Raw genomic sequence first — 17,834 nt, forward strand, 5'->3', positions numbered from 1 at the left:
TTTAATAGCTGATCACGGGAACCCCTGTTCACTTATAAGCAACCTGCCAGTATTTCCAATCCTTCTTCCGCTATCGCCTGCTTCATGGTCAGGGGAGGAAAGAGCGTGAGCGTCTTTTCCTGGGTAGCAAACAACAGTCCCTTTTTCAGGCATTTCTGCTGGATGCGTTCGGCATATTTCGCATCGCTGACCTCGATGCCGATCGCGAGCCCCAGGATGCGCAGGGTAGCACCCTTCCTGAATTTCATTTGACTGAGCCTGTCTGTAAAGAGCTGGCTCAGGGCCGTAACGTTGCCGAGTATTTTTTTCTCATTTTCTTTCCAGTAGCGGATGTTGGCCATCGCGGCTTCCACGGCCAGGGGATGCCAGCCATACGTAGAGTAAAACCGGAAGCCGTTCTTCAGCACTTTGTTGGCGATCTTTGCCGTAGTCATACAGGCGCCCATCGGAACGGCGCCCGCCGTAATGGCTTTGGCGAGGCAAAGGATATCCGGCTCTATTCCAAAATGCTCGCAGGCAAACAGCTTTCCCGTTCTTCCGAAGCCACAGGCTACTTCGTCCATCACCAGCAGCGTTCCATAGCGCCGGCACAAGGCGCTGACCTTTTTCATAAAGGCATGCTCCGGTATCATCACCCCCAGGTTGCAGATGATCGGCTCCATGATCAGGGCGGCAATATTCCTGTTCTTCAAACGGGCTTCTACCTTGCCGGCAGCTTCATCGTCCAGCGGGGTCCTGATCTTGATGCAGTTCGGCAAAAGGTTTTTGAACTGCTCCCTGTTTTCCGAACTGCCGATACTTAAGGTGCCGATGGAGTTGCCGTGGTAACTTCCTTCCACCGAAAGAAATTTTGCCCTCCCCGTATACAACATGGCTATCTGCATCGCTGCTTCCACCGCTTCGGTACCGCCCGTGGCACGGACACTTTTCTGCAGCCCGGCCGGGGCAATGGAGGCCAGCAATTCTGCAAGGTCCACCCAGCCCTTGTAGTGGTAGCCCGGCGCGATATAGTCGGGTATTTTCGCAGGGTTGACTCGGGATTGTATTTCTTTTCTTTTCCAGCCCAGGTTTCCCACGCACCAGCCCGCATTAAAATCAATGTAGCGCTTGCCGTGCTGATCGTAAATGAGATCGCCTGTTGAGCGCGCTACCTGGATATCCTCTGGCTCCTCGGTGGAGACAAAGAACTGCTCTTCTCTTGATTGCCGCTTCATGATCGATTGTAAAAAGGGAGATGACGAAAAAGGGTATCAACCCGAAAGCGCTCTTCCGCAGAACGCTTTCGGGTTGATCCCTGTATGCTGGCTTTTTCCCAACGATTACCCGACCCTGCCTTTTCTTTTCAGCAGCAGGATGCCGGCTGTGATCAGCAGGGCGGTAGTCGCCATCCTTGTGACAAAAGCCGTGCGGTTGTGTTTCCATTCGGCCCGCCAGCCCCTTTCGATCCAGGGGTTGGGAAGAATGCCGTGCCTTAGGTCATTGATCTTTTCCTGGATGACGTCTATGCGGTCGGCAAGTAGGAGCGTCATCCAGTGCGTGGCCGTTGCCTCGCTGTACTTGTAGGCATAGCGGCGAACGGCGCCGCTGAGGCCCGCCGGCGGCGTGGAGGTGCCGAAGACGCGGGTCACACCGGGGCGCTCAATCGAATGTAGGACCTCCATGTCAATAGGCTGCTGGGGCGCCTTTTCATAATTGAAGCGGTCGTGGTCCGCGCCGTTCGTATGCTTCATCGGGTACTGCGGGTCGTTTTCCGGATCCGCATCGATGCCCCAGCCAGGGATGTCTTTGGAGCGGCCGTCCATATTCCGGGCTGCTATTTTCCGGTCCTGGAACTCATGTATTGTTTTTTCTAATGCATCTTTCATAACAAAGGGTTTAAGCCGCGTTGGCGCGGGGAGGGATTAATAAGGGTTTGATGATGTTGTCCAGCTTTTTGGAGAACATGCGGTAGGCGTCGGGTATTTCTTCCAGGGGGAAGCGGTGTGTGATAATTTCCTTGGGATTGATCCGGCCGCTCATGACGTGATCGATCAGCCGGGGCAGCAGCCGTTTTACCGAGGCCTGGTTGGCCCGTATGGTCAACCCTTTGTTCATGATACTGCCGAGGGGGGCGAGGTTCCACGGCGGGCCGTATACACCAATGATCGATACGATACCGCCTTTTTTAACGGAATTAACAGCCCAATGGAAGGCAGTGGCGGTGCCGGCCTGCATCAGGAGCGATTTGCCGGAAATAGTTTGCCATGGATGGCCGGTAGCCTCGCAGCCCACCGCATCAATACACACGTCGGCACCATAGTAATCGGTGGCTTTTTTCAGGAATACCACGGGGTCTTTCATCTCCCTGAAGTTGTACGCCTCCGCAAAGGCCCACTTGCGGGCAAACTCCAGGCGGTAGTCCAATTCATCAATGACAATAACGCGTCCGGCACCAAAGAACCAGGCAAAGCGGGCCGTCATCAGCCCGATCGGGCCGGCTCCGAACACCACAACGGTATCGCCTTTCTGGATGCCGCCCTGCTCGGCAGCCTGGTAGCCGGTGGGCACCACGTCGGTCAGCAGCACCGCGTTTTCCTCGTCCATACCATCCGGGATCTTGGTGGGACTCACATCGGCATACGGAACCCGAACATACTCGGCCTGTCCTCCATCGTAGCCGCCCCCAGTATGGGCATAGCCGAAAAAGCCGCCGACGGCGGTGGCTTCGGAGTTTGCCTCGTGGCAGTTACCAAAGAGTTCCTGTTTGCAAAAAGGACAGCTGCCGCAGGCAATGTTAAACGGTACCAGTACGCGGTCGCCCACTTTCAGTTTTTGTACACCCGGGCCTACGTCTACCACCACACCGGTAAACTCATGGCCAAAGGTCATGCCTACTCGCGTATCGGGCACCATCCCATGATACAGGTGCAGGTCGGAGCCGCAAATAAGGGACCGGGTAACCCGGACAATGGCATCATTGGGATGCTTGATCTCCGGCATTGGCCGGTTACGGTCGGCCCTTATCTGGAAGGGCCCGCGAAAGTTCATCGCTAACATAAACCTGTTGATTTAAGAATGAAACAAAAAGGAGAACGGAATCAAGCGCTGTGGGGGGTCGATCGAACCGGTGGAATGTCACAATAGGCGTACCCGTTTTGTTTGATGAGCCTGGATTTTTTGAACAGAAAAATCAAACATAACAGTGATGTATAGTGGCTTTTTACTGTGCATATCGACGACCCGGGTTCCACCGGGTTGGTTTTCAAAGTGTCGCCGCTCAGCAAGCGTCGTCACCGAATTGCTGACGTCAGGCGCCCCTCCCCAAAATGCCTGTTGCCGCGAATGCCGGACGAAAGCTGTGCATCGGACAATTATTCCGCACGGATGCAACCCAGGTTGCCCGGTAATATGTTCCCCGGCCAGCCATTGCAGGAATTTGCAGCCCTGCGGTTTTTATCCCATCGGCGGCACGGGCGGCAGCGCGTTCCGAAAGGAAGGATGCGCCGATTTTGCTGGACCGACGGAAAAAATTCAATTGCCGCCTCGATGAGGAATGCGGGTTCTTTTTGCTAAGAATATCTACCTAGGTTGTTGAAAAAATCCAGGCTTTTCCGCCGCAATATTCAAACAGATGCTAATTTGACCGGACGTTCAATCGCTTGTAAAGACTACAAGCCAAAACTATCTCCCGTCCTATGAGAAAACCGGTATTACCTGACGCCGAATGTCAAGGTCCTGTGTCCTGTAGTTGCGCATCTGACCAGCCTTTATTCGAAGCACTTCTCGACACTTCCCTGGATATCATCTGTTCGGTTGACCGGAACGGGAGGTTTACTTATGTTTCAGCCGCTGCCAGGCGGGTATGGGGCTATGAACCCGAAGAACTGGTGGGGAGGGCATACATGGAGCTGGTGGTTCCATCAGACCATAAACTGACCACCGCCGTCGCCGCTTCACTTACATCGGGAACAGAGGTGACCGGCTTTGAAAACAACTACATCCGGAAAGACGGAAGCCTTGTTCCCATCCTCTGGTCTGCCCGATGGAGTGAAGCAGAAAAAACGTTGTATTGCGTGGGCAGGGACAACTCGGAAAAAAAGCAGGCCGGGCAAACCGACCAGCTTCGCCTGGCCGCCATTTACGACGCTATCCAGGACGGTTTTTTTTCAGTGGACCGGAATTTTACCATCCTGCACTTCAACCGGAAATCAGAACAGATCCTTTTAAAAAGAAAGGCCGACATCATTGGTAAATGCCTTTGGGATGAGTATCACGAGGCGATCGCCCTGAAGTTTTATACGGAAACCAACCGGGCGTTCCGGGAAAACACATCCGTTCATTTCGAAGAATACCTTCCTTCACTGGGCAAATGGTTTGAGGTGAGTGCCTATCCATCCGCGGAAGGGCTTTCGGTATACTTCCAGGATATCAACCCGCGAAAGCAGCTGCAGCAGAAACTGCAGCTGGCCAATAACCGTTTTGAGCTGGCCACTAAGGCAACCTCCGACGTCATCTGGGACTGGGAAATAGAAAGCGGCAATTGTTTTTTCAATGAGCAGTTCACCCTGTTGTACGGCTACGAAAACAAAGAGGATTCGGTCTTTAAGAACTGGATGGATAACATTCACATCGATGACAAAGCCAGCGTCGTGGCATCGGTTAACAGCGCATTGAAAAACGCTGGTGTGCGTCAGTGGGAGCGTGAATACCGGTTTTGCCGCAAAGACGGCTCTACGGCCCACGTGCTCGACCGGGGCTTTATCATCCGGGATGCCCACGGCGAGGCCGTACGCATGGTGGGCTCGATGCAGGATATCACCCGCTTAAAGCAAGAAGCCACGGAGCTGAAGAAACTCTCGTTGGTAGCCGAAAAAACCGTGAACGCTGTGGTGATGACCGATAGCGGGCAACGAATCACCTGGGTCAACCAGGCCTTTACAGATATTACCGGGTATAGCCTGGAAGAAGCGCTGGGAAAAAGACCGGACAAGCTCCTGCATGGCCCCAGGACCAGCCCGAAGACAAAGGCCTATCTGCGCGACCAGATCCGGAAAGGCCTGCCCTTTCAGTGCGATATCCTCAAATATTCAAAATCCGGCAAAGAGTTCTGGGTCGAAGTTAAAGGGCAGCCGATCCTGAATGAAAGGGGTGAAGTGGAGCAGTTTTTTGCTATCCAGACCGACATAACCGAGCGCATCGAATTGCAGCAGTTGGTGGTGGAGGAAAAGATCGAAGCACAACGGGAGATCACCAAGGCGATGATCCAGGCGCAGGAAAAGGAGCGCTCGGAGATCGGAAAGGAACTGCACGACAACGTTAACCAGATCCTGACAACCATCAAGCTGTACCTGGAAAATATCCGGCACTTCCCCGGGCAAAGAGACCTGTTTATTGATAAAGGCCTTGCGCTCACCCAAAAAGCAATGGAAGAGTCAAGGAGCCTGGCCCACCGGCTGGTAGCACCGGCATTGGGAGACGGTAGTTTCAGGCTGACCATTGAAGAACTCCTGGGCCATTACCAGTTGTTGAATCTGTTCACGGTAGATTTCGCGTTCACGGTTTGTGAGGAAAAGTTAGGTACCTCCTTTCGCCTGGCGATTTACCGGATTATCCAGGAGTGCCTCACAAACGTGGTCAAGCATGCCAAAGCGACCCGGGTAACGGTGAGCATCCTTTACGAAGATCAGCTCGTAAAATTAATTATCAGTGATAACGGACTGGGCTTTGACGCGTCAGCAAAGTCAGGAGGGATCGGGTTCGTCAATATGCGGAACCGGGCTTCCCTGTTCAAAGGCGAAGTGCAGGTGAACGCTACACCCGAAACAGGTTGCACGATCAACGTATTCTTCCCCACCATCAACGGACAGGTAATACCCATGGGCAGGGAGGCTTGATGTGTCGTGCCCGCCAGCGACGGCGTTTTGCGGGCGAACCGCAGGCCGGATGCCGTTGCGGAGGGTTGCCCCGTCGTTCTTATTACAGGGGCCTGTATGTGACCATCCTATTCTTTAGGAACTGCCGCCTGCTCCGATTTTGCTTTGCGCCTGAAAAAGCCGCGCAGCAGGAAGTTGTGCTGTAAGGCCTCCATATTTTCATCCAGCTTTTTGCTTGCGGCCTGGAGGTTTAGCAAGGTGGTTTTGATGCTTTCGGCGGCCGCTTTGTCGTGGAGCAGCAGGCCGGCCGTGCCGGCACTATCGTTCAGCGATCCGCTGGTTGTAACCAGATTTGAAGCAATTGCATCCGCTTTTGCGGCAACGCCCTGCAATTGCAGGATGGTGGCCCGCAGCCGCGAGAAGACCAGGGTATCGGAAACCAGTTCGTTGGCAAAGTTTCCGCTTGTGCTGAAACGGGACGAATAGCGTTCCAGGTTGGCCGTGAGTTGCCGGGTGTTGAGCGAGGATTGCTGTAAGGCCGCAGCGATGGTTTGGAGGTTGCGGTACAGGTCTTCGTCTTTCAGCAGGCGGCCGAGCGTGCCTTTGCCGGCCGCCATTTCGCGGCTCACTGTTTTGAGATCGGCGGTTATTGCCAGCAGGTTGACGCTGTTGGTTTGCAGGGTGGCCAGCAGGTCGTCGGGCGACAGCGCCTTTTCCACCTGCAGCACATCGTCCTGCTGAATGACCGGCGCTGCCGCGGTTCCGCCGCTGATCACCACGAGCTTGTTGCCGATCAGCCCGTCGGCCCCGAGCTTCACTTTCGCATCGCGGTGAATGAAGCGCTGCGCCTTCGTTTCGATATTCAGTACCACGCGCACGGTAAAGTTGTCCTGGAACGCCACCGACTTCACCGTGCCGACATTCACGCCTTCGTACCAGATATTATTGCCCGCCCGCAACCCGTTGGCGTCCGGGAAGAAAGCCTGCACCTGGAAGGAGGAGGCAAACAACTTCTTCTGCCCGCCGAGCTTGAAAATGGCTGCCAGGATTATGGCAATGCCGACGACGAAAAAGAGGCCGACAATGATCGCTTTCCTGTTTCGCCGGGTCTCCATGGTTATTCGATGAAGTTGTATTCATAAAACGAATGAACCACCGCGTCGGCATTGTTGAAGACCGCATCGAAGCTTCCCTCGCGTATGAACCGGCCCTGTTCGAGGACGAGGATGCGATCGCCGGTGGTTTTTGCACAGGTGAGGTCGTGCGTGATGATGATTGAAGTGGTCTTGTATTTCTGCTGCACCTCATTGATCAGGTCGTTGATCTCGCGGCTTGTCATCGGGTCGAGGCCGGCGGTGGGTTCGTCGTACAACATGATCTCCGGGTGCAGGATCAGGGTGCGGGCAATGGCAACCCGCTTCTTCTGTCCGCCGGAAAGTTCGGAAGGCAACTTCTCTTCGGTGTGATCCAGCTCGAGGCTTTGCAGCATGCTTTTGATTTCCTGGCTGCTCTCGGCGTAGGATTGATGCTTCGCATAGCGCAGCAAGGCAAACTCCAGGTTTTCCCGGACGGTCATGCTGTCGTACAGGGCGCTGCCCTGGAACAGGAACCCGATCTTCAGGCGCAGCTGTCGCAGTTCATCCTTGTGCATCCGGCCAACGTCCTTGCCCATCACTTCGATCGTACCCGCGTCGGGCTTCAGCAGGCCGACAATGATGCGGATCAGCACCGACTTGCCGGAGCCGGAGCGGCCCAGGATCACCACGTTCTCGCTTTTCCGCACGTCGAGGTTGATGCCTTCGAGTACCCGGTTGCCGTCGAAGGACTTGTACAGGGCGCGTATGGCGATCACCACCTCGTTTTTGCTGAAATCCGTATCCCGTGCCTTTTCATGCATAGCGGATCAGGTTGAAAACTTGAACGATCAGCACCTCCTCGATAAAAATGAAGAACATCGATACGACGACCGATGCATTGGCGGCACGGCCGACGCCTTCGGTTCCATTGGTGGCGGTGTAGCCCTTGAAGCAGCTGACCAGCCCGATGGTAAAACCAAAGAGAATGGATTTGGTAAGCGAAGCTTCAAGGTCGAGGAAGCTCAGGTTGGCAAAGGCGTTTGTGATGAACACGGTGAAGCTGGTCTGCTCGTTTTGATGGATGTTCAGGTAGGAGCCGAATATGGCCACTACCGCCATGTAAGCCGCCAGGATGGGCATCATCACCGTTGTGGCCACCACCCGGGTGACCACCAGGAATTTGAAGGGATCTACCGGCGAGAGTTCCATGGCGTCGATCTGCTCGCTCACCCGCATGGAGCCGATTTCGGCGCCGATGTTGGAGCCTACCTTGCCGGCGGAGATCAGCGAGGTGATGAGCGGCGCCAGGGCCCGCATGATCGCAACACCCATCAGCGCCGGCAGCCAGGAAGTGGCCCCGAAGTCGGAGAGCGACGGGCGCGATTGCTTTGTAAACACGATGCCGGTGACAAAGCCGGTCAGCGAGATCAGGCCCAGGGAACGATAGCCTACTTCGTAGCATTGCCGGACCGTTTCGCGGACCTCAAATGGCGGCTGGAACAGGACTTTCCAGAAGCGGCCGGTAAATTTCAGGAGCTCGAATGTTTCCAGGAAAAAGGAGTCGCTGGCCTTACCGATAAAATATTTCGTGTCCTTGCTCATCCGGCATCTACTTTATTTTTTCGGTTAGGCGCTTCCCGCGTTGCCGGCCCGGAGCGGGCGGTTTCCGTCGGTTAGGTGTACCTGTAGTTTGCAGCAAAAACCCCACCGGAGATGTATGCGGCTGTCCCCCGATCCTGGCGCGCAAGCGCTCACTTTTTTACCGGAAGAGCTTACCCTGGTCCGAATGGGGCTTCCAGCCGAATGCGGTTTTCCTTTTTGAAACAGGAGGCGGTAAAGCCGGTGACTTTTTTAAATTGTTTTGAGAGGTGGGCAGCATTGCAATAGTACCCTACGCAAAACGCGCTGACCTGATCTATGTTTTTTTAGCAGGAAATCAAAAGGTCTCCGGTAAACTGGTAAATATCCGGTAATTGACATTGTCATAAAACCAGCTTTTCAAGGATGCTCTTCGGAACATCCTTTTTATTTACAGCAACAGGAAGGGCCTAACCGACAAACGCCGGACGGCACATTCCGTCGGAAACCTTAACCGGGAAGATGACTTCGACTTCGGTGCCCTTGCCGGGGCTGCTGCTGACAGCGAAAGTGCCGTGCAGCAATTGCGCGCGGCTGCGCATATTGATCAGCCCGATGCCCTTCGATTTTTTTTGCGTGTCGAATCCCTGCCCGTCGTCTTTGATATCCAATGTCAATTCGTTCGGGTCGATCATCAGGCGCACGAGCACGTGCGTCGCATTGGCATATCTCTGAATATTGGTGAGCTGCTCCTGCAGGATCCGGTAGATCGTCAGGTGCAGCTCGGCATCCATTTCCTGGCAGTCTTCCAATTCCGTTTCCAGCTTGATTTCAATGCCGGCCGCCAGCTTCATCGACTCAAGCAGCTCGGAGATCGACTCCAGGTAATTGAGATGGCCCACCGAAGGTGCGGATAACTGCTTTGAGAGGGAACGTATCTCGTCGATGGCCTTGTCGAGCAGGTCGATGCATTTGGGGAGCATCGTTTTATGATCCACATTGTCGTCGAGTGAAAGCTCCGAATAAAGCTTCACCGTAGTGAGCACCTGGTTTACATTGTCGTGCAACTCGCGGCTGACGCGGCTTCGCTCGAGCTCCTGCCCCTTGATGGCGGCAGCCGTTATCTGCCGGTGCTTCCGGTCGCGCTCGCTGATCAACGCATCCTGCAGCAGTGTTTTGTCGGTGATATCATGCGCGATGCCCAGGAGTTGAACGACCTTTCCGGACGGATCTGCAATAGGAACCACCCGTATCTGCCCGTACCTGACTCCCGCGGGGTGCACCGATTCCTCGATATAGTCGATGGTCTTTCCCGTATTGATGGCCTCATTGTACTTCTCGCGTACCAGCTTGTGCGACGACTCGGGGATGATATTTTCCATGGGCTGGCCTACAACCTGCTCCTTCTTCCACCCGGTGACCGTGGTGAACGTTTCGTTGGTGTCTGCAAACCGAAACCTGTTGTGGCCCTCGATATCGATAAGCCACATCGGATCAATAGCGGCATAAAAGGCCGGATGGCTGATCTCGTTTTCCATTGGTATTCGTGTTTTCGGGTCTTTTCCTATTTGCCGGAAGGGAGGGTCGGCGCCGTTGCCGGGATGGTGCCGGGAGCGCCAGATGACCAGGAGGTCATTTCCTTTCGGGCAATACGAAACTTGGTGACCCGCCTGCGGCTTAACTCCCTTCACTGCAGGCTATTAAGCCGCTGCGCTTCGGGATGTGCCCCGGACGGTTCCGGATCAAGATAGGGCTTTTCCCTTATGTTTTTTGCGCAATATCAGCGACTGGTTGATTCTGCCCGGGCTGCCGCACGGGTACCGACGGCTTTCCGCACCGCGGCCTGCACATAGCCTTCCTGGAAGTAGCGGTAGAGGTTCTTTCCGGGGCAGGTAGTCTGCTTCGAATGATCGCGGTGCGTTGCCAGCGAGTCGGGCGGAATGCCGTATTTACGGTTGCAATAGGCGATCAGCTGCACCAGCGACGCCAGCTGCGCCTGCGGCACTTCCTGCTCTTCGAGGTTGCCCAGGCAGGTAATGAGCAGGTGCCCGGTTGGATCGTATTCGGTAGCGGTTTCGCCCACTGTATACACATCGCGGCCTTCGAAGATGCGCCCGTCGGGTGCGATGAGGAAGTGGTAGGGAATATCGGCCCATTTGCGGTCGGGACCCATGCCCCAGCGCTGGATGGCCGCGATCTTTTTCGCGGGATCGGCCGCCGGGTCGAGGTGTGTGCCTTCGTGGTGCACCGTGATGCGCACCGGTGTTTGCTTCCGGTAAGGCTTTGGCTCCAGCGCATTCCAGCCGGAGCGCGGGATGATCGTTACCGGGGTTGCAACAGGTGTGTTGCGGAGCGAGCCACAATGCAGGAAAAAGGCCGCGAGGAGGATCGGAACAAAAACATGCGGGCGCATCGTTTGCACATTTATCGGTTCAGAAGAATTGTCTTACGCGCGCTTTCATTGCCGGTCCGGCCGACTGCGCTCACGCTGACGGCGGAAAGCTTCAGCTCCTGGTTGTTGGCGCCCTTTGTAGTAACGGCAACAGGAAGCGCGCGTTCCTGCGCATCGAGTATGCGGTAGCTCCAGGTGTTGCCGTGCTTCATGTAAACGATCCAGCGGAACACGTCTCCGGCCTCGGGGTGCGTCCAGCCAACGGTCACTGTTTCGCCCTTGGCTACCGTGGTCACCTCGGGCGGTGCCGGATTGTGGCTGTCGAGCCAGGGCGATGCCGGCACCAGTGCTTCCCGCTTGTATGGCCCGCTGAGCAAGGCATTGGCCATGTTGGGATTGTTGAAGACCTGCCCGATGCTCCAGTGGATGACGCCTTTGCTTTCGGGAAGCATCCCGCGGGAGATCATCACCTGGTTCATTACTTCGGTAACATTTTTTGCGCTGGTATCGGTGCCTACGTTGATACCGGGCCACAGGTGGCGGCTTTTGGTGTTCTCGCCTTTCCACCAGCCCAGCAGCACCGGGAAGCTTTGCTGCGGCCGCGTGATGGGCCAGTATAATTGCGGGCAGAAATAGTCGATCCATCCTTTGTTGAGCCACAGTTTCGCATCGGCATACAGGATGTCGTACTGGTCGAAGCAGCAGGCGGTCTCGGGCTGGCCGGGGCGATAGATGCCAAAAGGACTCAGCCCGAATTTGACGCTTTTCTTTTCTTTTTTGATCTCGTGGTACAGGTTGGCGATAAATGAATTCACCGCTTCGCGGCGCCAGTCGCCGCGCGCGAGCTTGCCGCCACCGGCTACATATGCCGCAAAGGAGGCGCTGTCGGGAAAGTCCTCGCCCTTGTTGTATTCGCGGTAGGGGTAGAAGTAATCGTCGAAGTGCACGCCGTCGATATCATAGCGGCGGACGATATCCAGCACCACGGCGGTTGAATGCTTTTTGGTTTCGGGCAGTGCCGGGTCAAACCAGTAGTAGCCGGGAGATTTTAGCGGCAGCACCAGTTCCGGTTTGCGCCGCACCAGCGAGGAGTCGGTTACCGGTCCGCCGGAGGGGTGATGCACGCGGTAGGGGTTGAGCCATACGTGCAGCTCAAGGCCGCGCTTGTGGGCTTCATCCACCCAGAAGCGCAGCGGGTCGTAATAGGGCGCCGGCGCCTTGCCCTGCATGCCGGTAAGGTAATAGCTCCAGGGCTCCAGCGCGCTCTGGTAAAGCGCGTCGGCCTGCGGCCGCACCTGGAAGATGACGGCATTGAAATGATGCGCTTTGAGAAAATCAAGCAGGGCGATGGCTTCGTGTTGCTGGCTGTCGGTGGGCAGGCCCGGTTTGGAAGGCCAGTTGATATTGGCGACCGTTGCCACCCAGGCGGCGCGGAACTCGCGTTCTGCCGGCGGCGGAACATCGCCCGCGGGTGCGGCAGCAGTGGTGGCAACAGACTTGGGGGCACGGCAGGCGGCAAGCAGCAGCAGTGCAAACGCGGGCAGCAGGGTGGTGATACGCATATGCAATCGATGGTGGTTTCGGTTTCAAACTTAGCGGTAATCCGCGACTCGGCGCGGCACAACGAATGTGGCCTTCTAAAGCAGGGCCTTGTAACCTTTTGCTACACCGGCTGCTCTATGAAAGTACGCCCCGCGTGTTGGCGGAACGTCGCCCATGAAAATCGCGGTAAAAAGCGGAAATTGTGGAAGGCGGGAAGCCGCTGGAGCGGGACGATAGGAAGATCATTCTTTAAACTGCATCTGTATGAAAGAGGTATTGAGCGAGATCGCTGCATTAACGGATAACGAGGTGCTGCAACGGGTGCTGCAGGGCGAGCTGGCCCTGTTCGAGATCCTGATCCGGCGTTATAACCCGGTTCTGTATAAAATTGCCCGGAGCTATGATTTTAATCACCAGGACGCGGAAGACCTGATGCAGGAAACGCATGTGGCGGCGTACCAGCACCTGGGATCTTTTGAAGGCCGTTCTTCCTACAAGACCTGGGTGTCGCGGATCATGATCAATAAATGCCTGTACAAGCTTCGCTACGGAGCGCACCGGCGCGAGACTTTCGTCGAGCAGTTCCCTGAAACCCTTCAACCGATCCCCATGAAGCCCGCACCCGGCCAGCCTGAACAACGCGTCGTCAACAAAGAACTTTCGGTTATCCTGGAGAAGAGCCTGCAGCAGGTGCCGGTGATCTACCGCACCGTATTCGTGCTGCGGGAGATCGAGGGGCTTTCGGTGGCGGAGACGGCCGACATCCTTGGCGTTACGGCCGGCAACGTAAAAGTTCGGCTAAGCCGCGCCAAGGTGTTGCTGCAGCAGCAGATCGGGCAGGTGTACAGCCGTGCGGAGATCTATTCGTTTAACCTGGTTTATTGCGATGCCATCGTTGAAAAGGTATTCGACCGCATCCGGAAGGCGGCGGAATAGATTTTCCCGGTTTCCCGATTTCATCCCGCCTAAATTTTTTTCCGGTTCTGTAACCTTTTGCTGCCGTGGCTGTTCTATCTCAGCGGCGTTGATAATCCATCGCGTCATTCAAAATACGAAGTATGAAAAGTAACGGTGAAGCCCTGGTCCTGAACGGCGTTGGCAAATCGATTTTACCCGAACGGCTGCAGGCCATTGCCGGTCTCGACGAGGAGGCCCGCATCCGGCTGATCGGCGATCATTTCCGGCAGATCATGCTGCTGCTGGGGCTCGACCTGGACGACGACAGCCTGCGCGGCACGCCGAATCGCGTGGCGAAGATGTATGTGCGGGAGACCTTTTCCGGGTTGAACCCGCTCAACAAGCCGGCGGTGACCCTGTTTGACAACAGCTACCAGTATTCGGAGATGCTGGTGGAAAAGAACATCACGGTGTATTCCACCTGCGAGCATCACTTTGTGCCGATCATCGGGAAGGCGCATGTGGCCTACTATTCGGGCGGCAGGGTGATCGGACTTTCGAAGATCAACCGGCTGGTGCAGTATTATTCGAAACGGCCGCAGGTGCAGGAGCGGCTTACCGAGCAGGTGGCCGCGGCGCTGAAGGAGGCCCTGCATACCGAAGACGTGGCGGTGCTGATCGATGCGGCGCACCTGTGCGTGGCGGCGCGCGGCGTGGGCGATGTCAACAGCAGCACCCTCACGGCGCATTACTCGGGGCGCTTTGCCAACGAGGCCACCCGGAAGGAATTCCTTGCCTGCCTGAACCTTGGCGGCAGATAAATCAAAACGATATGGAACACATTGTCCGGATCACTTCGATTGAAAATGTAACACACGATGTAAAGCGTTTTCGTTGCGAACGACCTGCCGGCTATGAATTTCACGCCGGCCAGGCAACGGAGGTTTCGATCAACCGCGAAGGCTGGAAAGAGGAGCGGCGTCCTTTCAGCTTTACCTGCCTGAATGAGGCGCCTTACCTCGAGTTTACGATCAAAATCTATCCGGACCATGGGGGCGTGACGGCCCAGCTCGACAAGCTGCAGCCCGGCGACGAGCTAATTGTGCGCGACGTGTGGGGCGCGATCGAATATAAGGGGCCGGGTTATTTCATTGCCGGCGGGGCGGGCGTGACGCCCTTTATCGCGATCCTGCGCCAGCTGCAGCGGGAAGGCCGGCTTGCGGGCAATACACTTTTCTTTTCCAACAAGACCGATCGCGATATCATTCTTGAATCGGAGCTCAATACACTCCTGGGTGACCAGGTAGTTCATATCATTACCGACGATACAAAAACCCGGCATCATGCAGGGTATATCGATGAAGCGTTTCTGCGCAAACATGTAACCGACTTCAGCCGGAACTTCTACCTGTGCGGTCCTCCGAAAATGGTGGCTGCCCTGCAGGATACGGTGCGCCGGCTGCATGCGGCACCCGATTCGGTAGTATTTGAAAAATGAAGCAGCCTTATTTCCATGGGCAATAAATAAGTTTCGACGGTGTGCGGATGCCCCGGAAAATGATGCAGACCTCCCAGGTGTTGGGGCGCGGCGAAGCCGTTTTGAGTTTCGAAAGGGTCATGTCGTACGAAATGCCGAGCTGGTAATTGCCGATTGCAAACCCGGCATAGGGAACGAGCGCGTTATTGGACCAGTACCAGAGTCCTGCATTGATGGCCGTGATATCGTTGAGAAAATAGGCCGCCGCGCCGCCGAAGGAAAAATAGCTCGCATCTCCCTGGAACTGGTAAATGGCGTTGGTGCTGAGCAGCACCTGGTCGCCGAGCAGGCGCTCGAAGTTGACATGCGCCACCTTCCGGATCGGGATCACCTGTTTGTCGGCCTTGATAAAGGTCTGCTCGGGGCGGTTCAGGTGGTATCCTGCCACGCCGATATCAAGGTTGCTCGTTTCACTCTTGATGCTGTAGGTGATGCCTGCGCTCAGCGAGACGTAGGGCTTCATGTTGGATAGATAGGCCTCGCCGGTGGGCAGGTTCGTGTCGAAGCCGAAGCCGGTAAACTGCTCTTCAAAGTCCAGCTTGCTGAAATCCACGTAGCGCCGGCCATAGGTGGCGCCGAAGCCGATATTGACGCGGTGTTTGTATATGTCGCCATCCACAACGCGGACGCTGTAAGAACCGGTGACGGTGCCATAGGTGCTTTTGACGGCTCCGCCCATCGTCTGGTCGTACATCAGCAGGACGCCGATGCCCGGAATATTGCTCGCTTCGGGTGTGTTGGCCATGCGCTGCTGTTGCACTTTGGTGTCGAAAGAAAGGGTTCCGGAGATATAGGGGTGAACGGGGCCGCTCCATTGGTCGCGGAAGTGCATGATGGCGCGCCAGTCGGAGTTAATGTTGGCGGTAAGAGCCGGGTTGATGTTCAGCGGCGACGCGAAAAACTGCGAGAAGCTTGGATCTTGCCCGCGTACTGCGGTGAGCGATACAAGGAGCAATGCGATGGTGATTGTTTTGCGACTGTTCATGATCGGTTGTTTTTAGGTTAGCACTTATCGTAACAATACGGAGTTGCCGGCGCGTTTGTAATATTTGCCGTCCTCGCCCCGGGCTTCGAGGGTCCAGGTGTAGGTATCGCTTACCTGCGGTTGTCCTTTGTATATACCATCCCAGCCGAAGCCGATGGTGCTGGTTTCGAACATCAGCTGACCCCAGCGGTTGAAGATGCGGAAGTAGTACAGCTCCTCGATGTGGACTGTCAGCGGGTACAGCCGGTCGTTGTGCCCGTCGTTGTTGGGGGTCCATGCCTTGGGTACGAAGATGTCGGAGTAGATGCTTTGGGTCGTTGTGGTTCGCATCTGCACCAGCACGGTATCCACGGTAACGCAGCCGCTTCCGTTGGTGATCCGGATCAGGAATTCCTGTTGCTGGTTGTGGCGGAATACCGGGTTGTAGATCGTCGAGATATCGAGGCCGGTGGGCGGCGTCCACAGGTACTGGCAGCCCGGGCCCAGGTTGCGCGCCAGGAGTTGCTTGGGCGTATTGGGGGCTGCAGCCTCGGTGGGATAGCGCATGCCCGACACCGCCGGTGCGATGGTGACGAGCGCCGAGCTGACCAGGTTGCTGTTGGTGCACTTGATATCCGAAACGCTGACAAGCGTGTATTGGGTCGTGCTTACCGGGGATACCACCAGGAGGTAGGGTGTTGCGGTGATGCCGGAGATCGTGCGCAGTATACTGCCCTCACGGTAGGTGATGCTCCAGGGCGCAATGCCGGTAAAGTGTATACGGAGGGTGTCGGTGCCACCGCTGCAGCGCGTGCTGCCGCCTTCGATGCGGGCGTTCGGTGTGGCCTCGATCGTAACGGCCACCTGGGTGGTGCAGCCTCCGCCGTCCTGGACGAATACGGTGTATTGCCCGGGGGGCAGGTTGCTGAAGGTGCGCGACGCCTGGTAGGTGCCGCCGCCAAGACTATAACGGTAGGGCGGGATGCCGTTGTCGGCATTGACGGTGATGGAGCCACCATTGTCGCTGCAGTTGACGTTCTGGGTGGACGCCGTTACCAACATATTGGAGATGCGGACGCGCACCGGCGACACACGGTGGCAGCCACCGGCACCGGCGCCTTTGATAAAGCAGGTGCTGCTGGAACTGACCGCTCTCGGGTTGGGATGCGGCTGTGTTGCCTGCGGGTTGGTCCAGTATGTGTACGTGAGGCCCGGTGTGCTGCCCGCGGTGATAGCCGGGTCGGTAAGGTCAACCGTCGGCTGGTTGCAGGTAAGTGCGGGGTCTGTGATGCGCAGGGTCGGGCCGGTGATCGTCAGGTGCAGCGTCACCGTGTCGGGGCAGCCCGTGGCGCTGGTGATGTGGTTATAGTCGCCGCTTGTAGTATAGGTTTGTCCATACCAGGTAATGTCACTGCAACTTGCTACAGTTGTATCCCGGCGGCTGCCGAAATTGTTAACAGTCAGGTGCAGGACAGCCGTATCGGTGCAGGCACCGTTTACAGTAGTCACTGTATAGTTACCGGAAGCCGTGTAGGTAGTTCCTCTCCAGCTATAGGTACCGCAGGCGGTGGCGGTGGTGTCGCTGCGCACACCCTGATTGATGGTGAGGTGCAGGACAGCCGTGTCGGTGCAGGCACCGTTTACAGTAGTCACTGTATAGTCTCCACTCTGGCTATAGCTCTCCCCTCCAGCTATAGGTACCGCAGGCAGTAGCAGTAGTGTCACTGCGCACGCCCTGGGCAATGGTCAGGTGCAGGACAGCTGTGTCGGTGCAGGCACCGTTTACAGTAGTCACTGTGTAGTTACCGGAAGCCGTGTAAGTAGTGCCTCTCCAGCTATAGGATCCGCAGGCAGTGGCGGTAGTGTCGCTGCGTACGCCCTGGGCGATGGTGAGGTGCAGGACAGCCGTATCGGTGCAGGCACCGTTTACAGTAGTCACTGTGTAGTTACCGGAAGCAGTGTAAGTGGTTCCCCTCCAGCTGTAGGATCCGCAGGC

16 protein-coding genes are annotated in these 17,834 nt (G+C 56.2%); 4 read left to right on the forward strand and 12 right to left on the reverse strand.

Going from position 1 to position 17,834, the window contains the following annotated elements:
• Positions 1–32 precede the first annotated feature (32 nt).
• The 3 genes from EPD60_RS11475 to EPD60_RS11485 all read right to left on the reverse strand — a co-directional run bounded on the left by EPD60_RS11475 (position 33) and on the right by EPD60_RS11485 (position 3,036).
• Positions 33–1,214, reverse strand: a complete 1,182-nt coding sequence (locus EPD60_RS11475; protein ID WP_131449584.1) for a class-III pyridoxal-phosphate-dependent aminotransferase — start codon at positions 1,212–1,214, stop codon at positions 33–35.
• A gap of 105 nt (positions 1,215–1,319) precedes the next feature.
• Entirely contained in the window at positions 1,320–1,865 is a 546-nt protein-coding gene (locus EPD60_RS11480) for a hypothetical protein (RefSeq protein WP_131449585.1), read from the reverse strand.
• Between the two features lie 10 nt (positions 1,866–1,875).
• Positions 1,876–3,036, reverse strand: coding sequence for a zinc-dependent alcohol dehydrogenase (locus EPD60_RS11485; protein WP_131449586.1), 1,161 nt, complete (start codon positions 3,034–3,036; stop codon positions 1,876–1,878).
• 638 nt (positions 3,037–3,674) lie between these two features.
• Here EPD60_RS11485 and EPD60_RS11490 point away from each other — a divergent pair.
• A complete protein-coding gene (locus EPD60_RS11490) occupies positions 3,675–5,873 on the forward strand; it encodes a PAS domain-containing sensor histidine kinase (RefSeq protein ID WP_131449587.1) in 2,199 nt (732 codons plus the stop codon).
• A 107-nt stretch (positions 5,874–5,980) separates the two neighbouring features.
• Here EPD60_RS11490 and EPD60_RS11495 read toward each other — a convergent pair whose 3' ends face one another.
• From EPD60_RS11495 to EPD60_RS11520, 6 genes are all read right to left on the reverse strand, one after another.
• Complete coding sequence (locus tag EPD60_RS11495) at positions 5,981–6,967, reverse strand: MlaD family protein (protein ID WP_131449588.1); 987 nt, start codon at positions 6,965–6,967, stop codon at positions 5,981–5,983.
• 2 nt (positions 6,968–6,969) lie between these two features.
• Complete coding sequence (locus tag EPD60_RS11500; protein WP_131449589.1) at positions 6,970–7,749, reverse strand: ABC transporter ATP-binding protein; 780 nt, start codon at positions 7,747–7,749, stop codon at positions 6,970–6,972.
• Positions 7,742–8,530 carry an MlaE family ABC transporter permease gene (locus tag EPD60_RS11505; protein WP_131449590.1) on the reverse strand — a complete coding sequence of 263 codons (789 nt, stop codon included), beginning with the start codon at positions 8,528–8,530 and terminating at the stop codon, positions 7,742–7,744. The genes EPD60_RS11500 and EPD60_RS11505 overlap by 8 nt, the downstream gene beginning before the upstream one ends.
• A gap of 446 nt (positions 8,531–8,976) precedes the next feature.
• Positions 8,977–10,044, reverse strand: coding sequence for a PAS domain-containing sensor histidine kinase (locus tag EPD60_RS11510; RefSeq protein ID WP_131449591.1), 1,068 nt, complete (start codon positions 10,042–10,044; stop codon positions 8,977–8,979).
• A 242-nt stretch (positions 10,045–10,286) separates the two neighbouring features.
• On the reverse strand, positions 10,287–10,919 hold the full coding sequence (locus EPD60_RS11515; RefSeq protein ID WP_131449592.1) for a peptidoglycan recognition protein family protein: 633 nt from the start codon (positions 10,917–10,919) through the stop codon (positions 10,287–10,289).
• 11 nt (positions 10,920–10,930) lie between these two features.
• On the reverse strand, positions 10,931–12,460 hold the full coding sequence (locus EPD60_RS11520; protein ID WP_131449593.1) for a glycoside hydrolase family 10-like protein: 1,530 nt from the start codon (positions 12,458–12,460) through the stop codon (positions 10,931–10,933).
• Between the two features lie 244 nt (positions 12,461–12,704).
• On the opposite strand from EPD60_RS11520, the gene EPD60_RS11525 reads away from it, so the two are divergent.
• The 3 genes from EPD60_RS11525 (at position 12,705) to EPD60_RS11535 (ending at position 14,835) form a co-directional block, all read left to right on the forward strand.
• On the forward strand, positions 12,705–13,376 hold the full coding sequence (locus tag EPD60_RS11525; protein ID WP_131449594.1) for a sigma-70 family RNA polymerase sigma factor: 672 nt from the start codon (positions 12,705–12,707) through the stop codon (positions 13,374–13,376).
• A 122-nt stretch (positions 13,377–13,498) separates the two neighbouring features.
• The gene (gene folE / locus EPD60_RS11530; protein WP_131449595.1) at positions 13,499–14,158 is read left to right on the forward strand and encodes a GTP cyclohydrolase I FolE; all 660 of its coding nucleotides are present in this window, start codon (positions 13,499–13,501) and stop codon (positions 14,156–14,158) included.
• An 11-nt stretch (positions 14,159–14,169) separates the two neighbouring features.
• Positions 14,170–14,835 (forward strand): FAD-binding oxidoreductase, encoded by a 666-nt coding sequence (locus EPD60_RS11535; RefSeq protein ID WP_131449596.1) that lies wholly within the window; start codon positions 14,170–14,172, stop codon positions 14,833–14,835.
• Between the two features lie 7 nt (positions 14,836–14,842).
• Here EPD60_RS11535 and EPD60_RS11540 read toward each other — a convergent pair whose 3' ends face one another.
• The 3 genes from EPD60_RS11540 to EPD60_RS16990 form a co-directional block, all read right to left on the reverse strand.
• Entirely contained in the window at positions 14,843–15,859 is a 1,017-nt protein-coding gene (locus tag EPD60_RS11540) for a PorP/SprF family type IX secretion system membrane protein (RefSeq protein WP_131449597.1), read from the reverse strand.
• 24 nt (positions 15,860–15,883) lie between these two features.
• On the reverse strand, positions 15,884–17,491 hold the full coding sequence (locus EPD60_RS11545) for a T9SS type B sorting domain-containing protein (protein WP_131449598.1): 1,608 nt from the start codon (positions 17,489–17,491) through the stop codon (positions 15,884–15,886).
• Between the two features lie 19 nt (positions 17,492–17,510).
• Positions 17,511–17,834 (reverse strand): hypothetical protein (locus EPD60_RS16990; RefSeq protein ID WP_165871515.1); only part of this gene is annotated, 324 nt, incomplete at its 5' end.

Source organism: Flaviaestuariibacter flavus (genome assembly GCF_004337505.1).
GTDB lineage: Bacteria > Bacteroidota > Bacteroidia > Chitinophagales > Chitinophagaceae > Flavisolibacter > Flavisolibacter flavus.